Raw genomic sequence first — 16,081 nt, 5'->3', positions numbered from 1 at the left:
GAGGGGGAAAGGATTACAAACTTCCCGCCGGGCGCGTACGCGCCGCTGACGTCAACGTTCTTCCCGTCTTACGTCCGTCCAGCGTTTCCAGACGCATCTGGAACGGTGGGAACGGCATATCAATTCCGTGCTCGCGGAAGCCAGCCAGAATCAACTGGTGGATCTCATGGCGCAGCGGCATACGGTGTCCCATCTCGGCGGCGTAGATACGCAGCTCGAAAATCTGGATCCCCTGCTGCAAATCAACCAGGAACACTTCCGGCGGCGGGTTGTCGATTACCAGCGAACAGCGTTCAGCAGCCGTATACAGGATCTGCGTCACCTCTTCGCTGTTGGCATCCGACGGAGCGGGTACGGTCAGCACCACACGCGTGACGGAGTCGGACAGCGACCAGTTGATAAACTGCTCGGTGATAAACGCCTTGTTCGGGACGATGATCTCTTTACGGTCCCAGTCGCTGATGGTGGTGGCGCGGGTGTTGATCCTGGTGACGCTGCCGGTGAGATCGCGGATGGTCACCGTATCGCCAATTCGAATCGGCTTTTCAAACAGAATGATCAGACCAGAGACGAAGTTGGCAAAAATCTCCTGTAAACCAAAACCCAGGCCTACGGTCAGGGCGGCAACCAGCCATTGCAGTTTTGACCATTCGATACCAATCATCGAGAAGCCAACCAGCCCACCAAACAGCATGATTAAATACTTGGTGATGGTGGTGATCGCATAGCCCGTGCCGGGGGTTAAATCCAGATGCTGCAACAGCGCCAGCTCCAGCAGGGCAGGGAAGTTACGGATCAGCTGCGTGGTGATGATCAGCACCAGAATCGCAATCAGCACGGCCCCTAAGGTGATGGGCTCCAGGCTTTCGACCCCCTGCACCGTGGACGTCACATCCCATAAAGAGATGTTCTCCAGGAAGCCAAACGCGGAGTGGATTTCCGACCACAGGAAGATCACCGACAGCAGGGCAACCAGCATCAGAATTGAGCGTACCAGCCGCAGGGACTGGGTACTGATCGCATCCAGATCCAGTTCGACGTCATCGGCGTCTGTGGTCCCTTCGGTGCTGTTGACGTGGTTCGGCTCTTCTTCACCCCGCGCGCGCTGGGCCAGAATTTCTGCGCGACGGTGTTTGGCACGGTCAAACGCCAGACGACGACGCTGGATCAGCATGCCGCGGCGAATAACATGGTAGACCACCAGCAGCAGGAACCAGATAGCCACCGACGTTTCTAGTCGGGCGAGCAGCGCCTGCGCCGTGGCGAGATAACCGACCGCTGCCGCCAGCATCGCCGCCAGCGGCGCGCTGAGCAGCAGGTTCCACAGCAGACGGTTAAACATGTTATCGCCACTGCCGGTCTTGTCGAGATAGAGCGGGATCCCGGCGCGTTTCAGGCTGAGCGTCACTACCGCTAACGCCCCGCAGATCAGCATAAAGCACAACCGTCCCAGCGAGCCGGAGAACTCACGGTCATTGAGATTATCGAACATGATCAACGCCATAATCAGCGGCACAATCAGCCCGATACTCATCAGGTAGTAACGCATCGCCCGCGCAACGCGATTACGCGGCCAGCCAAAGTGAGCGATGAACAGACCATTTGGCCGCGCAAACGTGGCGCAAATCATCACCACCCACAGCAGCGGAACGGTGGCGGTCACGCCATCGCCAATCGCGACGGCAAGCGGGTAGGGCCAGGCTTCACGCAGGCCGTATCCGAGCGTCATCCACAGCACCGGCAGCGGAGACGCGACCAGAATTGACCAGAACACAGTACGCAACGTCAGCCAGAAGTGATCCTGGGTTACTTTTCCCACTCGGGCGCTGGAGCGCTCAAGGAAACGGGTGAAGTGACGACGGGAATAAATACTGAAGCCCACCAGAATCAGCGCCCCCAGCAGCGGGAAGATGGTCTCCTTGCTGGTTATCATCATTACGCTGGCGAGGCCCAGCTGGCTGAAGGTGTCCAGCGAAATTAGGCGGCGCAGATCCTGCACAATCTCAATCGGCCAGGCGAAGGTCATCGGCCGCACGTCGGACGTCCAGAAAAGGTAACGGTGCGTGGCTTCGTTGACCTCTTTCAGCGCATCCTCCAGCTGGCTATTCGAGACTTTCAGCTTAGTCAGCTCAAGGATCAGCGTATCGCCTCCCTGCAACAGGGAATTGAGCAGTTCGCGTTGGGTGCGCAGCTGCGCTTCCAGAATACGACTTTGCTCGCCGGTGAGCGGCTGTCCGTCAGCCTGACGGATCTGGCGGATTTGCGGCTGCTTGTTGAGGAGATCTTCATAATGAAGACGCTGAACGCGCAACTGCGCCATCTCCGTATCAAGCTGCTGCGGTTTTGGCATCTCTGGCAGACGAGCCACCTGGGCGCGTAACGCTTCGCCCAACAGGTTAGACGAGCCAAGCCACTGGGACTGTTCACGCAGCGTGTTGAGCGCCTGACGAACCTGGAGGGTTTGATTGGTGGCCTGACGCTGCTGCGAGGCCACCAAATCCATGCGCTGCGCCTGCTGATTCAGCGCGGCAGAAAGCTCGCGGTTAACCTTAAACTGGGCGACGATGCTGTCGGGCAGGTTAGCACTGTTTTCGGCCAGTAACTCGGTGCTTTCCAGCGCACGTTCAGCTTCACGCTGACGCTGGCTGTTGAGTTGATTTCTCAGCGCCTGGAGATATGCATCCAGCTGCTGGCTCTGCTTCTGCGCCAGCTCGGAACGCATCCGCGACAGCTCCTGGCGGTTGTTAGCGGAAAGCTGCGCCAGCTCCAGTTCATCAACCAGCGCTTTTAGTCTGGCGGATTCCGCCTGTAACCCAAGATTTTGCGCCTGATTCTGCGGTATGCTGCCTGTCTGCGTCCCGATGCGACGTTCCACCTCATTTAACTGACGGCGGGCATCGGTTTGCTGCTGTGGAAGCTGGCTGAGGGAATCGGCAATTTCACGCGCCCGCTCCTGCTCCTGCTGCGCCAGACGGCTTTTTTCCAGCAGCTGGCTGCTGACTTGCAGGATCTCCTGATTAAGCGCCTCGGACGTCATCCCCGCGGGGACCTGGCGTGGTTCATCGCGCAGGTTGTTTAGCTGCGAGCGCAGGGTCTGAGAGAGTTTGGGGAAGTTGTCGATAACCTGCTGATACTGCTGCGCGCGCTCAAGGGAACCCTTTCGTTCCTCAAGCGCGTTCAGTGCAGACTGGAGTGACTCAACGGTCTCCGGCTGAGCGGGTTTCGCCGCTTTTGCCTGCTCCAGCTCCTGGGTTATCTGTTTGGCGTCGGGGGCCGTCGCTGCGTACGCCCCCATGCTGAGGCACCAGGCCATCAGTAATACGATAATCGGGCGCACGTCAGCGATCCTTCTGTTGTTAGCCTTCGTCTTTTTTGTCGTCAACCAGCGGGCTGGCGTCGTGCTCGGCTTTGATCTCTTCTTCCGGCAACGGGGCAGGCGCAACCTCTGGCGTCACAAAGACCTCCGTCGATACTGCCAGAGGCTGGCCGAGTTTGGTCACGGACAGGCTTTCCAGCTCGTCGACCAGGTTAACTTTGCCCGGTGCGAACAGGTTGATGACCGTTGAGCCCAGCTTGAAGCGACCCATTTCCTGACCTTTCAGCAGGGCCACAGAACCTTCTTCTTCGCCGGCAGGCCAGGTCCAGCGCTTGATCACGCCTTCGCGCGGCGGCGTAATGGTGCCCGCCCAGACGGTTTCGATGCTGCCTACAATGGTAGCACCCACCAGAATCTGCGCCATTGGGCCAAATTCAGTATCAAACAGGCAGATGACGCGCTCGTTACGGGCAAACAGGTTAGGAACGTTTTGCGCCGTCAGGTGGTTTACGGAGAACAGATCCCCCGGCACGTAGATCATCTCGCGCAGAATACCGTTACACGGCATATGCACGCGGTGGTAGTCGCGTGGGGAGAGATAGGTGGTCGCGAAAGTCCCGTTACGGAACAGATCGGCCATTATGTAGTTACCGGCCAGCAGCGCTTCAAGGCTGTAGTTATGGCCTTTCGCCTGCAAAATTTTGTCGTCTTCAATTTTACCCAGCTGGCTGATCACGCCGTCCGCTGGCATCACCAGCACGTTCGGGTCGGTATTCAGCGGGCGCACTTCGTCGCGCAGCGGACGCACAAAAAATTCGTTGAAGGTGCGGTAGCTTGCCGTATCCGGCTTCTGCGCTTCTTTCATGTCGACCTTGTAGTATTTCACGAACAGGTCGATGACCAGTTTGGTCAGCCAGCCCGCTCGTTTGCTCGCGCCCCAGCCCGCCAGGCGAGTGAGCCACAGTTTCGGCAGAATGTATTGAAGCGAAAGTTTAAATGAGTTTAACAAGGTAGCCTCCAGGCCATTGTTTTGTCGTTCCTGATCCGGCATTACGCTGCCGGAACCTGAAAAAAGGGGACGATTTTAGCGACGCTTAGCTTAGTTGTCAGTTATCAGAATCAGAAAAGTTTTTACGCGTTTTTACCTGGTCCATGCTTTCGAGAATACGGTGGTAATTTTCGAAACGGGTTTCCGCAATTTCTCCGTTCTCTACCGCTTCGCGGATAGCGCAGCCCGGATCGTTGTCATGTTTACAGTCGCGGTATTTGCAAGCGCCTAAATAGTCATGGAATTCGACAAATCCGTTAAAGATTTGTTCCGGCTCGAGGTGCCAGAGACCAAACTCACGCACGCCCGGGGAGTCAATCACATCGCCACCGTGCGGGAAGTGATAGAGACGTGAGGCAGTGGTGGTGTGCTGGCCCAGGCCCGAGACGTCAGACACATCGTTGGTCAGGATCTCCTGCTGAAGGCCGAGCAGGTTGTTAAGCAGGCTCGATTTACCTACGCCGGACTGCCCCGCAAAGATGCTGATGCGGTCGGTCAGCGCATCTTCTAACGGCTTCAGGCCATCTTTGGTGCGGCTGGAAACCATCAACACGCGATAGCCAATGTTGCGGTAAATATCCATCTGCTCATTTACAAAGGCCATGGCCTCGTCATCCAGCAGATCGATTTTATTCAGCACGATGAGCGGCTCAACCTGTAGCGTTTCGCAGGCCACCAGATAACGGTCAATAATATTGAGCGAAAGCTCAGGCAAAATCGCTGAAACGATCACTATCTGATTGATGTTGGCGGCAATGGGCTTCACGCCGTCGTAGAAATCCGGACGGGTCAGAACCGACGTGCGTTCATGCACGGCTTCAACGATACCTTTAACCGTTACCCCTTCCGCCGCCTCTTTGCCTGGACGCCAGACCACGCGGTCACCGGTCACCAGGGAACGGATGGTGCGACGGATATTGCAACGGTGGATATCCCCGTCGGCGGATTCGACATCGGCGTGCATGCCGAAGCGGCTAATCACAACGCCTTCTGTCGCTTCGCCAAACAGGTTGTCGTCGTAATCGGGCTTCTCCGTAGTGGTTTTAAGACGGCGCTGGTGATTTGCATTCACGCGGCGCTGCTGCCCTTTGGAGAGTTTATTTTTACTCAATCGCGCTGGCTCCTGGTCGCCCGTAGCGGGCAAAACCTCTATGATACACTCTAATTAATACTAGTTAACCTGCTACTGCCGGTTATGCGAGAAGGGTGGAAAATAACATGAGCGCGGACGAAAACAACCTGATTTGGATCGATCTGGAGATGACCGGCCTGGATCCCGAGCGCGATCGCATTATTGAGATCGCCACACTGGTCACCGATGCCAATCTCAATATTCTGGCGGAAGGCCCAACGATTGCCGTGCACCAGTCCGATGACCAGCTTGCGCTGATGGATGAGTGGAACGTGCGTACCCATACCGGCAGCGGGCTGGTGGAACGCGTGAAGGCCAGCACCCTGGGCGACCGCGAAGCGGAGCTGGCGACGCTTGAATTTCTGAAGCAGTGGGTGCCGGCAGGAAAATCGCCTATCTGTGGCAACAGCATCGGTCAGGATCGTCGTTTCCTGTTTAAGTACATGCCGGAGCTGGAGTCCTACTTCCACTACCGCTATCTGGATGTGAGCACCCTGAAAGAGCTGGCCCGCCGCTGGAAACCGGAAATTCTCGACGGCTTTACAAAGCAGGGGACGCACCAGGCGATGGACGACATCCGTGAGTCTGTTGCGGAGCTGGCGTACTATCGCGAAAACTTTATTAAGCTCTGATTTTGCGATCCGGCGCCTTGCGTGGCCGGGTTTTTGTCGCTAAATTGTTCAGCTTGCCGATTAAATAAGCACTTGAACTGAATTTCAAAAAAATCGCTTTGAGGGGGGTTGCAGCTAAACGGATTTCTCGTATAATGCGCCTCCCGTAACGACAGAGAATTACACGTTACGACAGCAACAAAAGCAGTACAGATTTGCGGGAATAGCTCAGTTGGTAGAGCACGACCTTGCCAAGGTCGGGGTCGCGAGTTCGAGTCTCGTTTCCCGCTCCAAAATTTGAAAAGTATCGCAAGATACGCCAGCACCAGAACACCCAAGCGGGAATAGCTCAGTTGGTAGAGCACGACCTTGCCAAGGTCGGGGTCGCGAGTTCGAGTCTCGTTTCCCGCTCCAAAATTTGAAAAGTATCGCAAGATACGCCAGCACCAGAACACCCAAGCGGGAATAGCTCAGTTGGTAGAGCACGACCTTGCCAAGGTCGGGGTCGCGAGTTCGAGTCTCGTTTCCCGCTCCAAAATTTGAAAGTATCGCAAGATACGCATAGCACCAGAACACCCAAGCGGGAATAGCTCAGTTGGTAGAGCACGACCTTGCCAAGGTCGGGGTCGCGAGTTCGAGTCTCGTTTCCCGCTCCAAATTCTTCTTCATCTCCAGATTATCCACAGCGAAGTGCTTCGTTGGGGACGTTTTCTATTATGTCTGAAATACTCTTGTGAACAGAGTTATCCACAGAAACCGTGATAAAACCAGTCTGTACGAAATGTTAGCAGGGTGAATAATATCTTCGTAATTCATTGTAATTTATGAAGAAAATTTGATTTCAAAATGTTATTGAGATCACTTGACCTGTTTGCCAGAGCTGATGGCGCCTGAATTCTTATTTTTATTCACAGCCTGTGAATATATCACACATCCCGCGGCAGCCCTTTTTCAATCACCCTGACCAGGCGCTGTTTCTTCGGTAACTGCACTTCAACCACGCCGGCATTTCGCTTCTCAATTTGCTGCGCAATCGCCCATTCTATGTGCTCATCAAGAAGTGGGTGCTCACCTCTGCGGCTTTCGAGCGCCTGAAGATTTGCCTCATCCCACGGGGCATTCCCCAGCGCAACGGCCACATTACGCAGCCAGCGCAGGTGGCCGATACGACGTATGGCGGAACCTTCCGTCACCTTCAGGAACCAGGCTTCGCTCCAGGCGAACAGTTCGATCAACTGCGGGGCATGTAACGCCTTGCGCGGACTGAAGTCTTCTTCGTCCGTCAACTGTGAATAACGGTTCCACGGACAAATCAGCTGACAGTCATCACAGCCGTAGATGCGGTTGCCGATAAGCGGACGAAATTCCTCTGGAATGGCGCCTTCCAGCTCGATAGTGAGATAAGAGATACAGCGGCGCGCATCAACGGTATACGGTTCGACAATAGCGCCCGTTGGGCAGATGGTCATACAGGCCACACAGCGACCACAGCCTTCTTCCACCGGACCGTCTACCGGCAGGGGTAAATCAATCAGCAGTTCACCCAGGAAAAAGAATGAGCCCGCGTCGCGACTTAAGATAAGTGAGTGCTTACCTGTCCAGCCGAGCCCGGCTTTTTCGGCGATCGGACGCTCAAGAATAGGCGCAGAATCGACAAAGGGTCTAAAATTCAGCGAAACACAGTGCTGCTGAATGGTTTCCCCGAGCTTTTTTAGACGGTTGCGCAGAAGTTTATGGTAGTCACGTCCCAGAGCGTATCGGCTGACGTAACCCAGCGAAGGATTTTTTAGCGTGCGCGCAAAGGCCGCGTTAGCAGGCAGATAGTTCATGCGTACGCTAATAACGCGCAGCGTACCCAGCAACAGCTCGTGGGGGCGGGCACGCATCATACCGTGACGCGCCATCCACTCCATCTCGCCGTGGTATTGTTTATCCAGCCATGCCTGGAGCTTAGGCTCGCTGGCAGAGAGGTCGGTGTCAGTAATACCGACCTTCTGGAAGCCCAGTTCAGCACCCCACTGTTTTATTTTTTGCGCTAATTCATTGAGATCGAGGGGCTGTGACATGACGGACCATACTGTGAAGAAAAACCCCGCAAGTATACCACATTCCATCTGGCATGCGGATGACCTCCGTCGGGCCGAGAAAGAGGCCGCAGATAGCCTGGGCATTACCCTTTACGAACTGATGCAGCGCGCGGGCGAGGCGGCGTTTAACGTGGCGCGTACGGCTTATCCGGAGGCTTCGCACTATCTGATCCTGTGCGGACACGGCAATAACGGTGGCGATGGTTATGTGGTGGCTCGTCTTGCGGTGGCGGCGGGGCTGCGCGTCACCCTGCTGGCGCTGGAGAGCGACAAGCCGTTACCGGAAGAAGCGGGCATGGCGAGAGAGGCCTGGCTGAATGCGGGGGGCATTATTCATGCGCCTGATATCGTCTGGCCCGAGGATGTCGACGTGATTGTTGACGGTCTGCTGGGGACGGGACTGATGAGCGCGCCTCGCGATGACGTCGCCGCGCTGATTACGCGCGCTAATGCGCACCCCGCCCCGGTGGTAGCGCTGGATATTCCCTCCGGCCTGATGGCGCAAACCGGCGTGACGCCGGGCGTGTCGATTGAGGCGGCGCGCACCGTGACCTTTATCGCCCTGAAGCCGGGTTTACTGACCGGTAAAGCGCGGGATGTCGTGGGCACGTTACACCACAACGCCCTGGGGCTGGAAAACTGGCTGGCCGGACAGGATACCCACATCACCCGCTTTGATGCCTCCCTGCTTGCACAGTGGCTGCCGCCGCGCCGTCCCACGTCCCATAAGGGCGACCATGGCCGACTGCTGATTATCGGCGGCGATCGCGGCACGGCAGGTGCGATTCGTATGACCGGAGAGGCCGCGTTGCGCAGCGGCGCCGGATTAATACGCGTGCTGACCCGCAGCGAAAACATCCCGCCCATTATTACCGCGCGGCCGGAGCTGATGGTCCACGAGCTTACCCCGCAGGCGATTGAAGAGGGTCTTGAGTGGGCGGACGTGGTGGTCATTGGTCCGGGCCTGGGTCAGCAGGAGTGGGGTAAACAGGCCCTGCAAAAGGCCGAGAATTTTCGTAAACCGATGCTCTGGGATGCCGACGCGCTTAACCTTCTGGCAATAAACCCGGATAAGCGTCACAATCGCATTCTGACGCCGCACCCCGGCGAAGCCGCACGGCTGCTTAACTGTAGCGTGGCAGAAATTGAAAGCGATCGCTTACTTTCAGCCCAACGTCTGGTAAAACGTTACGGAGGTGTTGCTGTTTTGAAAGGGGCGGGGACCGTTATCGCCAGCGATGGTGCGATGGGCATCGTTGATGCCGGTAATGCAGGCATGGCGAGCGGCGGCATGGGCGATGTGCTCTCTGGCATCATTGGCGCATTGCTCGGACAGAAACTTCCCCTTTATGATGCAGCCTGTGCCGGCTGCGTGGCCCACGGTACGGCGGCTGACAGGCTGGCTGCTCGTTACGGAACGCGCGGAATGCTGGCCACCGATCTTTTTTGCACGCTGCGGCGTGTTGTTAACCCGGATGTGATTGACGTAGAAAATGACTAATCGAGCGATTCCTTTACCTGATGAACAAGCCACTTTAGATCTCGGCAAGCGCGTGGCGCAGGCCTGTCAGGGGGCGACCGTCATTTATCTGTATGGTGATTTAGGCGCGGGTAAAACAACCTTCAGCCGTGGCTTTTTGCAGGCGTTAGGCCATAACGGGAACGTAAAAAGCCCGACCTATACGCTGGTAGAACCGTACACGCTTGAAAATATCATGGTGTACCACTTTGATTTATATCGTCTTGCGGATCCTGAGGAGCTGGAATTTATGGGGATCCGCGATTACTTTGCCAACGACGCCATCTGCCTGGTGGAGTGGCCGCAACAAGGTGCGGGTGTGCTGCCTGACCCGGATGTCGAAATTCACTTAGATTACCAGGCACAAGGGCGTGAGGCGCGCATCAGTGCGGTTTCCTCATCAGGCTGTTCCTTACTGGCGCGTTTAGCCGGTTGAGCGTAGGGATAACGGGATGATTAATCGCGTTAAAGGTTGGGTGCTGGCTGCCACGGTCCTGCTGTGCGCGCAGGCCGGGGCGGCCAGCCTCTCGGATATTCAGGTGTCGAATGGCGATAGCCAGGCCCGTATTACGTTCAGCTTTATGGGCGATCCTGAATATGCTTTCTCACAAATCGACAGCCGCAGCGTGGCGCTCGATATTAAACAGACCGGGGTGATCCAGGGGCTGCCGCTCCAGTTCAGCGGCAACAATCTGGTGAAAAGCATCCGTTCGGGGACGCCGAAGGATGCACAGTCTCTGCGTCTGGTGGTCGATCTCACCGAAAAGGGCAAGACGAAGGCGGTTAAGCAGCAAAACGGCGCCAATTATACGGTGGTCTTTACCATTAATGCTGATGTTCCGCCCCCGCCACCGCCTGCACCTGTTGTAGCAAAACGCGTGGAGGCGCCGGTTTATACCCCAAGGCCGTCTGAGCCAGCCCGTAATCCGTTTAAATCACAAAATGACCGACTTACCGCCGTGACCAGCAGCAACACGGTGACGCGTCCGGCGGTCAGCGCGCGGCGTACGCCGGTCAGTGGCGACAAAGTGATTATCGCCATCGACGCCGGACACGGCGGGCAAGATCCTGGCGCGATTGGCCCGGGCGGCACGCGGGAGAAAAACGTCACTATCGCCATCGCCCGTAAGCTGCGTGCGCTTCTGAATGACGATCCGATGTTTAAAGGGGTCATGACCCGCGACGGAGACTACTTTATTTCAGTGATGGGACGCTCGGATGTGGCGCGTAAGCAAAACGCCAACTTCCTGGTGTCGATTCACGCGGATGCTGCGCCGAACCGTAACGCCACCGGCGCGTCGGTATGGGTGCTGTCGAACCGTCGCGCCAACAGTGAAATGGCGAACTGGCTTGAAGAGCACGAGAAGCAGTCTGAACTGTTAGGCGGGGCAGGCGACGTGCTGGCAAACAGCCAGGCCGATCCGTATCTCAGCCAGGCGGTGTTGGATTTACAGTTCGGTCATTCTCAGCGCGTCGGGTATGATGTCGCCACTAACGTACTGAGCCAGCTGCAAAGCATTGGATCGCTGCATAAGCGTCGCCCTGAGCATGCAAGCCTCGGTGTCCTGCGTTCGCCGGATATTCCGTCGATTCTGGTAGAGACGGGCTTTATCAGTAACAACGGCGAAGAGCGCCTGTTGGGCAGCGACAGCTATCAGCAGCAAATTGCCGAAGCGATTTATAACGGTCTGCGTAAATACTTTGACGCGCATCCGCTTCAGTCTGCTCCGCAGGGCGGGGCCGCCCAGACGGCAAGCGCCGCGCTGCCGGGTGAGATGACCGCGACTAATTAAGGAGAGTTCATGCCGATTCAGGTTCTACCGCCGCAGCTCGCGAACCAAATCGCCGCCGGTGAGGTGGTGGAACGCCCTGCGTCGGTGGTGAAGGAACTGGTGGAAAACAGCCTCGATGCAGGGGCGACCCGCATTGATATTGATATCGAACGTGGGGGCGCAAAGCTTATCCGCATTCGTGATAACGGCTGTGGCATCAAAAAGGACGAGCTGGCGCTGGCGCTAGCGCGTCATGCCACCAGTAAAATTGCCTCACTTGACGATCTGGAAGCGATTATCAGCCTGGGTTTTCGCGGCGAAGCGCTGGCCAGTATCAGCTCCGTTTCCCGCTTAACGTTGACCTCCCGCACGGCCGACCAGCAGGAAGCCTGGCAGGCCTACGCCGAAGGGCGTGATATGGACGTCACGGTTAAACCTGCGGCGCACCCGGTAGGCACCACGCTTGAAGTGCTGGATCTCTTCTATAACACGCCCGCCCGGCGCAAGTTTATGCGAACCGAGAAGACCGAATTCGGACATATCGACGAGATCATCCGCCGCATCGCGCTGGCGCGCTTTGATGTCACCATCAACCTCAGCCATAACGGTAAGGTGATGCGCCAGTACCGCGCGGTGGCGGAGGGTGGACAAAAGGAGCGTCGGTTGGGCGCCATCTGCGGCACACCGTTTCTGGAAAAAGCGCTGGCCATTGAGTGGCAGCATGGCGATCTGGCCCTCCGCGGCTGGGTTGCCGATCCGAACGCCAGCAGCGCCGCGTTCGCAGAAATCCAGTATTGCTACGTCAACGGCCGCATGATGCGCGACCGCCTGATTAACCACGCTATTCGACAGGCCTGCGAAGATAAGCTCGGCGCCGATCAACAGCCCGCCTTTGTGCTTTATCTGGAGATCGACCCGCACCAGGTTGACGTTAACGTGCACCCCGCCAAGCACGAGGTGCGTTTCCACCAGTCGCGCCTGGTGCATGATTTCATCTACCAGGGCGTTGCCGCTGTATTGCAGCAGCAGGCAAAGCCAGAGTTGCCGCTGGCAAAAGAAGAGCCCGCGCCGCGCCCACTTCCGGAAAACCGCGTGGCGGCCGGGCGTAACCATTTTGCCGAACCGGCGGTAGCGCGCGAGCCGGCTGCTCCACGTTTATCCCCGGCGGGCAACGCGCCGCGACCAACCGGTGCCAACTATCCCAACGCTCAGCCGGGCTACCACAAACAGCAGGGGGCGCTGTACCGCAAACTGCTGGATACGCCGGCGGTGGAGCATAAAGAGCACATCACGGTTTCAACCCCCTCTCTGGATGGGCATAGCCAGAGTTTTGGTCGGGTATTGACCATTATTGCTCCCGACATGGCGTTGCTTGAACGCGAAGGTAAACTGCTGTTGCTGGCGCTTTCCGTGGCGGAGCGCTGGCTCAAACAGGCGCAGTTAACCCCGGGGGTGAATGCCGCCTGCGCGCAGCCGCTGTTGATCCCCGTTCGCCTGAAAATATCCCCTGAAGAAACAGGGGTTTTGCGGCGCGTGCAGACGCAACTGGCCGAAATGGGGATTGAAATCGTACTGGACGCGCAGCATGTGACAATTCGCGCAGTGCCTTTACCCTTACGCCAACAAAATTTACAAAACTTGATTCCTGAACTGATAGGCTACCTGGCGCAGCAAACGACGTTTGATGCCGCCGATACCGCGCAGTGGATCGCCCGCCATCTGGCCAGCGAGCATGCACCGTGGAGTATGGCGCAGGCGATTACCGTTCTGGCGGAGGTGGAGCGCCTCTGTCCACAGCTGGTGAAAGCGCCTCCAGGTGGTTTGTTACAACCTGTTGATTTACAAACGGCGATGACCGCCCTGAAACATGACTGATGTAAGTAAGGCGAGCCTGCCAAAGGCGATTTTTTTAATGGGGCCAACGGCCTCCGGTAAAACGGCGTTAGCCATTGAGTTACGTAAAGTTTTGCCAGTAGAGTTGATTAGCGTTGATTCAGCCCTCATCTACCGAGGGATGGACATCGGCACGGCGAAGCCCAACGCAGACGAACTGCGTGCGGCACCGCACCGTTTACTGGATATTCTCGACCCGGCACAGGCTTACTCCGCGGCAGATTTTCGCCGCGACGCCTTAGCCGAGATGGCCGAGATTACCGCCGCGGGACGCATACCGCTGTTAGTTGGCGGCACGATGCTCTACTTTAAGGCGCTGCTGGAGGGGTTATCGCCTCTGCCATCGGCCGATCCGGAAGTGAGAGCGAAGATTGAGCGGCAGGCGGCAGAGCAGGGGTGGGACGCTTTGCACAGGCAACTGGAAGAGATTGATCCGGTTGCCGCAGCGCGGATCCACCCAAACGATCCGCAAAGGCTTTCCCGGGCACTGGAAGTTTTTTTCATTTCGGGTAAAACTTTAACGGAACTGACGCAAACGTCAGGAGACGCTCTGCCGTATCAGGTGCATCAGTTCGCCATCGCCCCGGCGAGCCGTGAACTGCTCCATCAACGAATTGAGCAGCGTTTTCATCAGATGTTGGCTTCAGATTTTGAAGCAGAAGTGCGGGCGCTTTTTGCCCGTGGAGATTTGCATACGGACATGCCTTCCATTCGTTGTGTGGGATACCGCCAGATGTGGTCGTATCTTGAAGGTGAGATTTCATACGATGAAATGGTTTATCGAGGTGTTTGCGCCACGAGACAGTTAGCGAAGCGCCAGATCACCTGGTTACGCGGTTGGGAGGGTGTTCACTGGTTAGACAGTGAAAAACCACAACAGGCGTTAAACGAAGTGATTGAGGTTATTGGTGATATCGCTGACTGAATGTGTACAATTAAGCCGTATCGTGCGCAATTTTTCAGAATCGCAAGGTTCTAAGTACAAAACAAGCATATAAGGAAAAGATAGAATGGCTAAGGGGCAATCTTTACAAGATCCGTTCCTGAACGCATTGCGTCGGGAGCGTGTTCCAGTTTCTATTTATTTGGTGAATGGTATTAAGCTGCAAGGTCAGATTGAGTCTTTCGATCAGTTCGTGATCCTGTTGAAAAACACGGTCAGCCAGATGGTCTATAAGCACGCGATTTCTACTGTTGTTCCGTCCCGTCCGGTATCTCATCACAGCAATAACGCTGGCGGCGGCACTGGCAGTAACTACCATCACGGCAGCAACGCGCAGGGTTCTTCAACACCAGCGCAGGACAGCGAAGAAACCGAATAAGGTTTTGGGCTGTTATCCACACGGGGAGCCAGGGATCCTGCGTTCCCCGCTGATCTTTTTAGAGAGGTTTACGCTTGTTTGACCGTTATGACGCCGGTGAGCAGGCGGTGCTGGTACACATCTATTTTTCGCAAGACAAAGATATGGAAGACCTCCAGGAGTTTGAATCTCTGGTCTCTTCCGCCGGTGTCGAAGCAATGCAGGTGATTACCGGTAGCCGTAAAGCGCCGCACCCGAAGTACTTTGTTGGTGAAGGTAAAGCAGTTGAAATTGCGGATGCCGTAAAAGCAACCGGCGCATCCGTTGTGCTGTTTGATCATGCGCTGTCTCCGGCTCAGGAACGTAACCTGGAAGCTCTCTGCGAATGCCGTGTAATCGATCGCACGGGGTTGATCTTAGATATTTTTGCTCAGCGTGCGCGTACCCACGAGGGTAAGTTGCAGGTTGAGCTGGCGCAGTTGCGCCATCTGGCGACGCGTCTGGTGCGTGGCTGGACACACCTTGAAAGACAAAAAGGCGGGATTGGTTTGCGCGGCCCGGGTGAAACCCAGCTCGAAACCGACCGCCGTTTGCTGCGTGGGCGTATAACCCAGATCCTTTCACGTCTGGAACGTGTAGAGAAACAGCGCGAACAGGGGCGTCGGGCGCGAACGAAAGCCGATATCCCAACGGTGTCGCTGGTGGGTTATACCAACGCCGGTAAATCCACCCTGTTTAACCAGATAACCGAGGCCCAGGTGTATGCCGCAGACCAGCTGTTTGCGACCCTGGACCCAACCCTGCGCCGTATTGACGTCGCAGACGTGGGTGAAACGGTGCTGGCGGATACCGTAGGGTTTATCCGCCATCTGCCGCACGATCTGGTCGCGGCGTTTAAAGCGACGTTGCAGGAGACGCGTCAGGCGACCCTGCTGCTGCATGTGATTGATGCGGCTGACGTACGCGTGCAGGAGAACATCGACGCGGTGAACGTGGTGCTCGAAGAGATCGACGCCCACGAAATTCCCACCCTGTTGGTGATGAACAAGATCGATATGCTGGACGATTTCGAACCGCGTATCGACCGAGACGAAGAGAACAAACCGATTCGGGTCTGGCTGTCTGCTCAGGCCGGGATTGGTGTGCCACTGCTTTTCCAGGCTTTGACAGAACGTCTTTCCGGTGAGGTAGCTCAGCACACGCTGCGACTGCCGCCACAGGAAGGCAGGCTGCGCAGCCGGTTTTATCAGCTTCAGGCGATAGAAAAAGAGTGGATGGAGGATGACGGCAGCGTGGGGATGCAGGTGCGTATGCCGATCGTTGACTGGCGTCGCCTCTGTAAACAAGAACCTGCGCTGGCGGACTATATCGTCTGATCAGAAAGGGGAAGCCTGAAAAATTC

Annotated in this window: 12 protein-coding genes and 4 tRNA genes; 12 read left to right on the top strand and 4 right to left on the bottom strand. The window is 56.5% G+C overall.

The features are described 5' to 3' along the window. Window positions 1-13: 13 nt before the first annotated feature. The 3 genes from mscM to rsgA all read right to left on the bottom strand — a co-directional run bounded on the left by mscM (window position 14) and on the right by rsgA (window position 5,475). Window positions 14-3,337: a miniconductance mechanosensitive channel MscM gene (gene mscM, locus ACOTYH_RS14445; RefSeq protein WP_421637795.1), complete on the bottom strand. Its 3,324-nt coding sequence runs from the start codon at window positions 3,335-3,337 to the stop codon at window positions 14-16. Window positions 3,338-3,356: 19 nt separating this feature from the next. After that, window positions 3,357-4,325, bottom strand: coding sequence for an archaetidylserine decarboxylase (asd, locus tag ACOTYH_RS14440; protein WP_026080660.1), 969 nt, complete (start codon window positions 4,323-4,325; stop codon window positions 3,357-3,359). A 97-nt stretch (window positions 4,326-4,422) separates the two neighbouring features. Next, window positions 4,423-5,475: a small ribosomal subunit biogenesis GTPase RsgA gene (gene rsgA, locus ACOTYH_RS14435; RefSeq protein ID WP_003855964.1), complete on the bottom strand. Its 1,053-nt coding sequence runs from the start codon at window positions 5,473-5,475 to the stop codon at window positions 4,423-4,425. Between the two features lie 107 nt (window positions 5,476-5,582). Here rsgA and orn point away from each other — a divergent pair, with 107 nt between their 5' ends. From orn to ACOTYH_RS14410, 5 genes are all read left to right on the top strand, one after another. After that, entirely contained in the window at window positions 5,583-6,128 is a 546-nt protein-coding gene (gene orn / locus ACOTYH_RS14430; RefSeq protein WP_003855965.1) for an oligoribonuclease, read from the top strand. A gap of 196 nt (window positions 6,129-6,324) precedes the next feature. Continuing rightward, window positions 6,325-6,400, top strand: a tRNA-Gly gene (locus ACOTYH_RS14425). 45 nt (window positions 6,401-6,445) lie between these two features. Next, window positions 6,446-6,521 (top strand) — tRNA-Gly (locus tag ACOTYH_RS14420). A 45-nt stretch (window positions 6,522-6,566) separates the two neighbouring features. Continuing rightward, a tRNA-Gly gene (locus tag ACOTYH_RS14415) sits at window positions 6,567-6,642 on the top strand. 45 nt (window positions 6,643-6,687) lie between these two features. Further along, window positions 6,688-6,763, top strand: a tRNA-Gly gene (locus ACOTYH_RS14410). Window positions 6,764-7,033: 270 nt separating this feature from the next. On the opposite strand, the gene queG is transcribed toward ACOTYH_RS14410, so the two are convergent. Next, on the bottom strand, window positions 7,034-8,173 hold the full coding sequence (gene queG, locus ACOTYH_RS14405) for a tRNA epoxyqueuosine(34) reductase QueG (RefSeq protein ID WP_421637794.1): 1,140 nt from the start codon (window positions 8,171-8,173) through the stop codon (window positions 7,034-7,036). Here queG and nnr point away from each other — a divergent pair. The 7 genes from nnr to hflX all read left to right on the top strand — a co-directional run bounded on the left by nnr (window position 8,172) and on the right by hflX (window position 16,055). Then, complete coding sequence (gene nnr / locus ACOTYH_RS14400; protein ID WP_252032532.1) at window positions 8,172-9,695, top strand: bifunctional ADP-dependent NAD(P)H-hydrate dehydratase/NAD(P)H-hydrate epimerase; 1,524 nt, start codon at window positions 8,172-8,174, stop codon at window positions 9,693-9,695. The genes queG and nnr overlap by 2 nt on opposite strands. Next, window positions 9,688-10,149, top strand: a complete 462-nt coding sequence (gene tsaE / locus ACOTYH_RS14395; protein ID WP_003855970.1) for a tRNA (adenosine(37)-N6)-threonylcarbamoyltransferase complex ATPase subunit type 1 TsaE — start codon at window positions 9,688-9,690, stop codon at window positions 10,147-10,149. Before nnr ends, tsaE begins: the two co-directional genes overlap by 8 nt. A gap of 16 nt (window positions 10,150-10,165) precedes the next feature. Then, window positions 10,166-11,506, top strand: coding sequence for an N-acetylmuramoyl-L-alanine amidase AmiB (gene amiB, locus ACOTYH_RS14390; protein ID WP_023295800.1), 1,341 nt, complete (start codon window positions 10,166-10,168; stop codon window positions 11,504-11,506). Between the two features lie 9 nt (window positions 11,507-11,515). Next, entirely contained in the window at window positions 11,516-13,360 is a 1,845-nt protein-coding gene (mutL, locus tag ACOTYH_RS14385) for a DNA mismatch repair endonuclease MutL (protein WP_017694677.1), read from the top strand. Beyond that, window positions 13,353-14,303, top strand: coding sequence for a tRNA (adenosine(37)-N6)-dimethylallyltransferase MiaA (gene miaA, locus ACOTYH_RS14380; protein WP_017383956.1), 951 nt, complete (start codon window positions 13,353-13,355; stop codon window positions 14,301-14,303). Before mutL ends, miaA begins: the two co-directional genes overlap by 8 nt. Window positions 14,304-14,388: 85 nt before the next feature. Further along, entirely contained in the window at window positions 14,389-14,700 is a 312-nt protein-coding gene (hfq, locus tag ACOTYH_RS14375) for an RNA chaperone Hfq (protein WP_003855990.1), read from the top strand. Between the two features lie 74 nt (window positions 14,701-14,774). Next, on the top strand, window positions 14,775-16,055 hold the full coding sequence (gene hflX, locus ACOTYH_RS14370; protein ID WP_003855991.1) for a ribosome rescue GTPase HflX: 1,281 nt from the start codon (window positions 14,775-14,777) through the stop codon (window positions 16,053-16,055). The last annotated feature ends 26 nt before the right edge of the window (window positions 16,056-16,081 follow it).

Source organism: Enterobacter cloacae complex sp. SHL001 (assembly GCF_049236825.1).
GTDB classification, from domain to species: Bacteria; Pseudomonadota; Gammaproteobacteria; order Enterobacterales; family Enterobacteriaceae; genus Enterobacter; species Enterobacter hormaechei_C.
The sequence above is the reverse complement of the archived record's forward strand: the minus strand, read 5'-3'. Positions and strand labels throughout refer to the sequence as shown.